The organism is Arthrobacter sp. B0427-1-12, assembly GCF_059092905.1.
Window position 1 is genome coordinate 1 of the sequence record NZ_JBNHIC010000105.1, and the last position, 5,951, is coordinate 5,951.

Below are 5,951 nucleotides of genomic sequence, written 5' to 3' on the forward strand. Positions count from 1 at the left end.
CCCCCCCCCCCCCCCCCCACCGCCGCTGAACGACCCGCGGGTTCCTGATGGAACCCGCGGGTTTTTCGTTTCCACCGGTCGGGACGGTGACGGCACGCCACAAGGTATCCCCAAGTGGAATACCTAGAGTGAAAGTGTGAATGCTCGGGAAAGTCACTGGCGCCGCCGGCTGCGGGCGGAACTGCATACAGTCAGGAGCCGGGTCCTGTTTGCCCTCTTGGGCTTCATGGCCGCGGGGCTGCTGGTGGCCGGCGCAACCACGCATGCGCTGCAGCTGCAGCATCTCAATGACCGGGTATCGCAGGAGCTGGGCCAGCACGGCGACGCCCTGCGGGCGCTGGCGGACGCAGGCGCCGACCACGCGCCGGACCAGCCCTTTGCCTCCGTCCACGACCTGTTCACCGCTTTCCTGCAGGGCGGGGCACCGGGCGGTTACGAGTCCGTCGCCACCATGATCGACGGGGAAATCGCGCTGGTCCCGCCGGGCCAGCAGAAGACCAACCTGAACACCGAACAGGTCCTCACCGCCGTCAATGACTCCTTCCGGCCCGGTGTGATTACCTTCCGTGACATCGAAGTAGACGGCTCCGCGGTCCGGCTGGCCATGATCTCTGTCAACGTCGGCGCGGACCCGTCGCAGGGCATCCTGCTGGTCTCGAACGCCATCGGAGAGCAGCGGGCACAGATCTTCGATTCCCTGGGGCACTTCACCGTTATTTCGCTGGCCACCTTGCTGTGTGCCGGCGTCGTTGGTTTCCTGGTGACCGGGCGGCTGCTGGTGCCGGTCAAGCGCCTGCGCGAAGCAACAGAGGCGGCAACCTTCGATGACCTGACCATGCGAGTGGACATCCCGGACGGCAGCGACGACCTTACGCTGCTGGCACAGAACTTCAACCACATGCTGGAACGGCTCGAGGCCGGATCGACCAGCAGGCGGCAGTTCGTGGACGACGTCGGCCACGAACTGCGCACACCGCTGACCATCATCCGCGGCTACATGGAACTGGTGGACCCGCAGGATCCGGCGGACGTTGAGCAGACCCGCGAGGTGCTGCTGGACGAAATGGACCGGATGCAGCGGCTGGTCGATGACCTGCTCATCCTGGCCAAGACCGGCCGGCCGGACTTCGTGCGCCCGGAATGGGTGGAGGTCGGTCCGTTCGTCGAATCGGTCATGGACCGGGTGAAGGTGCTGGGGCCGCGGAACTGGCACCTGGACCGGACGGCATCGGGCCGGATCTGGGCTGACCGCCAGCGTTTGACGCAGGCGATCGAGCAGTTGGCCGCCAACGCCGTCAAGTTTGGAGCGGAAGGGGATACCGTGGCCATCGGCGCCAGCTGGGCGCCTGAGGGGCGCACGCTGCAGCTATGGGTGCGGGACACCGGTCGCGGCATTCCGCTCGAGGACCAGCAGCGCATTTTCGAACGATTCAACCGGGGCGTCGGGGAGACAGTGGTCGAAGGAACGGGTCTGGGCCTGCCGATCGTCAAGGCCATAGCCGAAGCACACGGCGGCCGTGTCACCCTCGACTCAGCCGTCGGCGACGGCGCAACATTTACCCTCTGCCTGCCGGAGAGCTATCCCGGGGCCGGGCCCATAGAACCGGAGCCGGCGGGTAGGACCACACCCCAGCTGCAGATCGCGGGAGGAACATCATGACGCGGATCCTGATTGCGGAAGATGAGGCGCGCATCGCCACCTTCCTGAAGAAGGGACTGACGACGGCGGGTTACACCGCCACGGTGGTCGGTGACGGCGTGAGCGCCGTGGACTACGCCAGTTCAGGCGAATTCGACCTGCTGATCCTGGACGTCGGACTCCCGCGGATGGACGGTATGACGGTGCTGTTCACGCTCCGTTCCATGCGGTCCACGCTGCCGGTGATCATGGTGACCGCCCGGGACTCCGTGCAGGACACCGTTTCCGCACTCGACGGCGGAGCGGATGACTACATTCCCAAGCCTTTCCGGTTCGAGGAACTGCTGTCCCGCGTGCGGCTGCGCCTGCGGGCCCAGTCCGCGGAGGCAGCACGGCCTCCGCTGAGCTGCGGCGGCCTCAGCCTGGACATCGACACCCGGTGCGCGACCGTGGACGGGGAAGTGGTGGAGCTCTCTGCACGCGAGTTCGCCATGGCCCGGACCTTCGTCGAAAACGCCGGCCAGGTCCTCACCCGCGATCAGCTGCTGAGCCGGATCTGGGGCTACGACTTCGACGGATCGTCCAACGTGGTGGATGTCTATGTACGGTACCTGCGGAACAAGCTGGGGGCCGAACGCTTCCTGACCGTCAGGGGAGCCGGCTACCGGCTGGTCAACGTCGTCCACGATGAGGCTGAACCGCAGCGCGCTTGATGAGAAAAGTTTCACGGGCTTCTCATGGTGATCTCACTCATAGCGCCGACAGTGGAGCTATCAAGATCCTTTGAGGGCTACCGACACTCCCCAGCGGACAGTCAGCCTAGCGGATCCAAGACATTGAAGGATGTGTAGGCAATGAAAAAGATTCTTTGGTCACTGATGGGTCTGCTGGTCATCGGCGTTGCAAGCGTGATGATCTGGAGCCAGGCCAATGCCGCCAGCCCGTCGCAGATGGACGATGCGGGTGTCACCGTCGAGGAAAGCGCCGGTGAGGTCGACGACCAGCTGGCAGCCGAAGAGGAAACGGAGGCGGAAATCCAACCGCCCGCCGAGGTCAAGGCCGAGGACGTTCCGCCGGCCGAGACCGAGACTGAATCCGAAGGGCCCGACGACACACCGGCGCAGGCCGTTCCCGAGACCGTGGCTCCGCAGCCGGTCGCCCCGGCACCTGCACCCGTCCAGGTTCCCGCACCCGTTCCCGCGCCGGTTGTTATTCCGGCTCCGGCGGTTGTCCCCTTCGACGATAAAGGCGGGCAGCGGATCGGCGGCGGGCACGGAGCGGACGACTTCGGTTTCGACGACAACGGCGGCGACCGGGCCGGCGGCGGGCACGGAGCGGACGACTTTGGCTTCGACGACAACGGCGGCGACCGGGCCGACGACTTCGACGATCACCCCAGCGGACTCGATGACTTCGGCATCGACGACCACTGAGAACCGGCGTATCCCGGTCACCCTGCGGGATTGATATTCATCACATTGACCTCCTGTAATCAGAACAGAATCGGCCCTCTGGCCCCTTGGAACGGGGCACAGAGGGCCGATTTGTTTTTCCGGCGGAAGTGCTGGTAATGTATTCACTCGTTGCCCCGATAGCTCAGTGGTAGAGCGCCATCTTGGTAAGATGGAGGTCCCGGGATCGATTCCCGGTCGGGGCTCTCAATGGGAGGGCCCGCGCAGTGTCGAAAGGCGCGGCGCGGGCACACTCATTATGGCGGTGTAGCTCAGTTGGTTAGAGCGCACGACTCATAATCGTGAGGTCGGGAGATCGAGCCTCCCCACCGCTACAGCAAAGGGCAGGCCAGAAGCGCATTCGCTTCCGGACCTGCCCTTTCTTTGTTTACCGGGCGCGATGGGGGCGCGAAAAGTTTCTTGGCCCGCCGCAGCTCCCGTCCCGGGGTCCATCTCCACTAGCCGTGGGTGGTGGAGACTGGGATGGAGAAGGGGCCCCGCCGCAAAACCGGCGAGACCCCTTCGTGGCTCATGGCTTGCTATGCCTTCCTTCAAGCGCCTCGGTTGGTTCCGTCCATCTTCTCCGCCGCACGGGTTGCGTAATCGGCGTGGCTACCCGTGTACACGTTGGTTGTGGCCAAATCGGCATGACCGAGTATCGACCGGACATCGTGGACCGCGAGCCCTGTTCCAGCATGGTAACGGCAGCGGTATGTCGTCCGCCGGTTCGATCAGTTCCGGCCCGTTGTTGCGCACGGAGTTGGCGCGGTCGCTGACCGTGACAGGCACCAGCTCCGGCTCGGGCATGGCGTCGAGCAGCCCGGCGACGTCGGCCTTGGCCGTGGTCTTCGGGTCCAGCCAGTCGGCCTGCAGGTCTTCGGGGACGATGACCGGGGTCCTGTCATGGATATGGCCAAGTGAATCTTGGGCGCTGGTGGTGATGATGGTGCAGGTGGCCAGCCACTTGTTCGGATGATCGTCTGGCAGGGACGGATCCGGCCAGAACTCATACAGCCCCGCAAATGCCAGCAGACCGCCGTCCTTCGGCCGCAGGTAGGTCGGGACCTTCCCGTCCGCGGTCTTCATCCACTCGTAGTAGCCCTCCGCCGGCACCAGGGCCCGGGTCAGCTCACCGGTCTCCGGATCCAACCGCTCGAGAACCAGGCGCACCTTCTGCGTCGGGGCCACATTCCAGGACGGCGCAGGTCCGTCCCCGCCGCCTCATCGGCGCTGAAGGCCGAGACCAGATCCCCGGCGGCCTTCGACATCACATCGCGTCCGCACATGGCCCCGATTCTCCACCACAGCCGGCAGCCGACCAAGCGCGGGGGAATGTACGGCGCGGTTTAAACGGCCAGGCCGCCGGATCAATACGCTGATCGCGGCGGCCTGGCCGATGGCTGTTCTCCCAGGAACAGCCCGTAAAGGTGGCTGGATCCATTCCCCAGAACGTTTCCAGCTGGTCCGTCGAGCGGGTCCCCCAACCCGGTTCGTTGAACCCTCTGATGAAAGGTTCCCATGTGGGCGTTCGGCCTGCCTAGGCTGTGCCCTACCTGAATTTCACCCCGTCAACATCTCCAAGTAGAGGCTGCTGGTTAATAAGCGGGGCTGCGGAGGCCCGGGCCCCGTACGGCTGGGGATGCCGCCGGATGGCGTTTCCTGCCCGGCCTGCACAGTGCCGATGACGGTTCCAAAAGTGCGGTCTCCTGCGGCTGCATCCAGGCAGTGGAACCGCGTTTAGCGGTCGTTTTCCAAGGCATTAGTCCCTGCGCGGGGATGCCGGGTATTATCCCCTTGCCAGCATCAGGTTTGCGGGAAGGCTGGCAGGGCAGCCCCTCCCGCTGGCGGCGGCCATCGTGCGTCCGTTGGCCGAAGGCGTGCAGGAACACGGCTCCGGCCGGCTTTTCGGGGCCGGGGTGAAGGCCTGCCGCTTCGTCGTGGATCTGTTCCATTTCCCTGTCGAGGAGGTTCCAGGAAGTCCAGCTCGCCGGAGGCGATCGAGGCAATGATGGTGCTGAATTTTTGGGCAAGGGTTTGGCCAGGCATGGAGGCCGGTCCTTGTCGGCGCCTCGTACCGGGGCGGGCTGCCGCGGCCGGCGGAGGCAGTGTTTTGAACGAGACGGGGCGTGGCGACGGAGAGTTCGCTGGCAAAGCGGACCAGCATTGAGCCGAGGGCTTCCCTGTCTTCCTGTGACCAGGTGGAGAGTATGTCATCGAAGGCTACCGCGCCGGCCGCGCCGATCCGGTGCTGCAGTTCAGTCCCGGCGGCGGATGTGCCCAGCAGGGTGGCGCGGCGATCGGCCGGGTCCGGTGGGCGGTCGATCAGGCCCTTGGCTTCGAGGCGGCGGACCTGCGGGGTCATGGTGGATTTATTTACGCCCCACTGCGCGGCCAGGTCCGGAAGCCTCATCGGACCGTTCCTGGTCAGATACTCCAGCAGCGCGTATCGGTGGGTGAGAGGTCCGCGGCCGCGGGGCCGAAGACGTACCGGCGGATTTTGCTCCTGCCGGCCCACTGGGGCAGCAGGGCAAAACCTTCACGCACCTGAACCACCGGTGTGAGCAAACGCACCCCGGGCGGCGCCAATTAGCAGCCCAGATCGGGTGTCTCTGCCGCACCGGGCAGGATGGAAACTCTTCAACAGCGACGTCCTCGATCAGCAGGAGGTGTGTCTGCTCAGCGTCTGTGAGTTCCAGGGCGTGGAAGTTCCAACCGGAGGGTTTGTACCCGGAACGCCGGTCCGGGCGCCGGAGGCGCCCGGCGCGTCTGTCAGGGGCGGGACCGGCCGATTTTCCTGATCTGGCTCAGCGGCAGGCCGGAGGCTGCGGCCAGTTCCCGCGGCGGGATTCCCTGGGCCAGCC

General features: G+C 65.5%; 5 protein-coding genes and 2 tRNA genes. 5 read left to right on the forward strand and 2 right to left on the reverse strand.

The features are described from left to right. Window positions 1-136 precede the first annotated feature (136 nt). From AC5RWU_RS23505 to AC5RWU_RS23525, 5 genes are all read left to right on the forward strand, one after another. Window positions 137-1,660 (forward strand): sensor histidine kinase, encoded by a 1,524-nt coding sequence (locus AC5RWU_RS23505; protein WP_493986591.1) that lies wholly within the window; start codon window positions 137-139, stop codon window positions 1,658-1,660. Beyond that, window positions 1,657-2,352, forward strand: a complete 696-nt coding sequence (locus AC5RWU_RS23510; RefSeq protein ID WP_493986592.1) for a response regulator transcription factor — start codon at window positions 1,657-1,659, stop codon at window positions 2,350-2,352. The genes AC5RWU_RS23505 and AC5RWU_RS23510 overlap by 4 nt, the downstream gene beginning before the upstream one ends. 141 nt (window positions 2,353-2,493) lie before the next feature. After that, window positions 2,494-3,072, forward strand: coding sequence for a hypothetical protein (locus tag AC5RWU_RS23515; RefSeq protein WP_493986593.1), 579 nt, complete (start codon window positions 2,494-2,496; stop codon window positions 3,070-3,072). A gap of 152 nt (window positions 3,073-3,224) precedes the next feature. Next, window positions 3,225-3,296 (forward strand) — tRNA-Thr (locus AC5RWU_RS23520). A gap of 55 nt (window positions 3,297-3,351) precedes the next feature. Continuing rightward, window positions 3,352-3,425, forward strand: a tRNA-Met gene (locus AC5RWU_RS23525). Between the two features lie 277 nt (window positions 3,426-3,702). On the opposite strand, the gene AC5RWU_RS23530 is transcribed toward AC5RWU_RS23525, so the two are convergent. Then, window positions 3,703-4,278, reverse strand: a complete 576-nt coding sequence (locus AC5RWU_RS23530) for an SOS response-associated peptidase (RefSeq protein WP_493986594.1) — start codon at window positions 4,276-4,278, stop codon at window positions 3,703-3,705. Between the two features lie 598 nt (window positions 4,279-4,876). Beyond that, window positions 4,877-5,605 carry a MarR family winged helix-turn-helix transcriptional regulator gene (locus tag AC5RWU_RS23535; RefSeq protein ID WP_493986595.1) on the reverse strand — a complete coding sequence of 243 codons (729 nt, stop codon included), beginning with the start codon at window positions 5,603-5,605 and terminating at the stop codon, window positions 4,877-4,879. Window positions 5,606-5,951 lie beyond the last annotated feature (346 nt).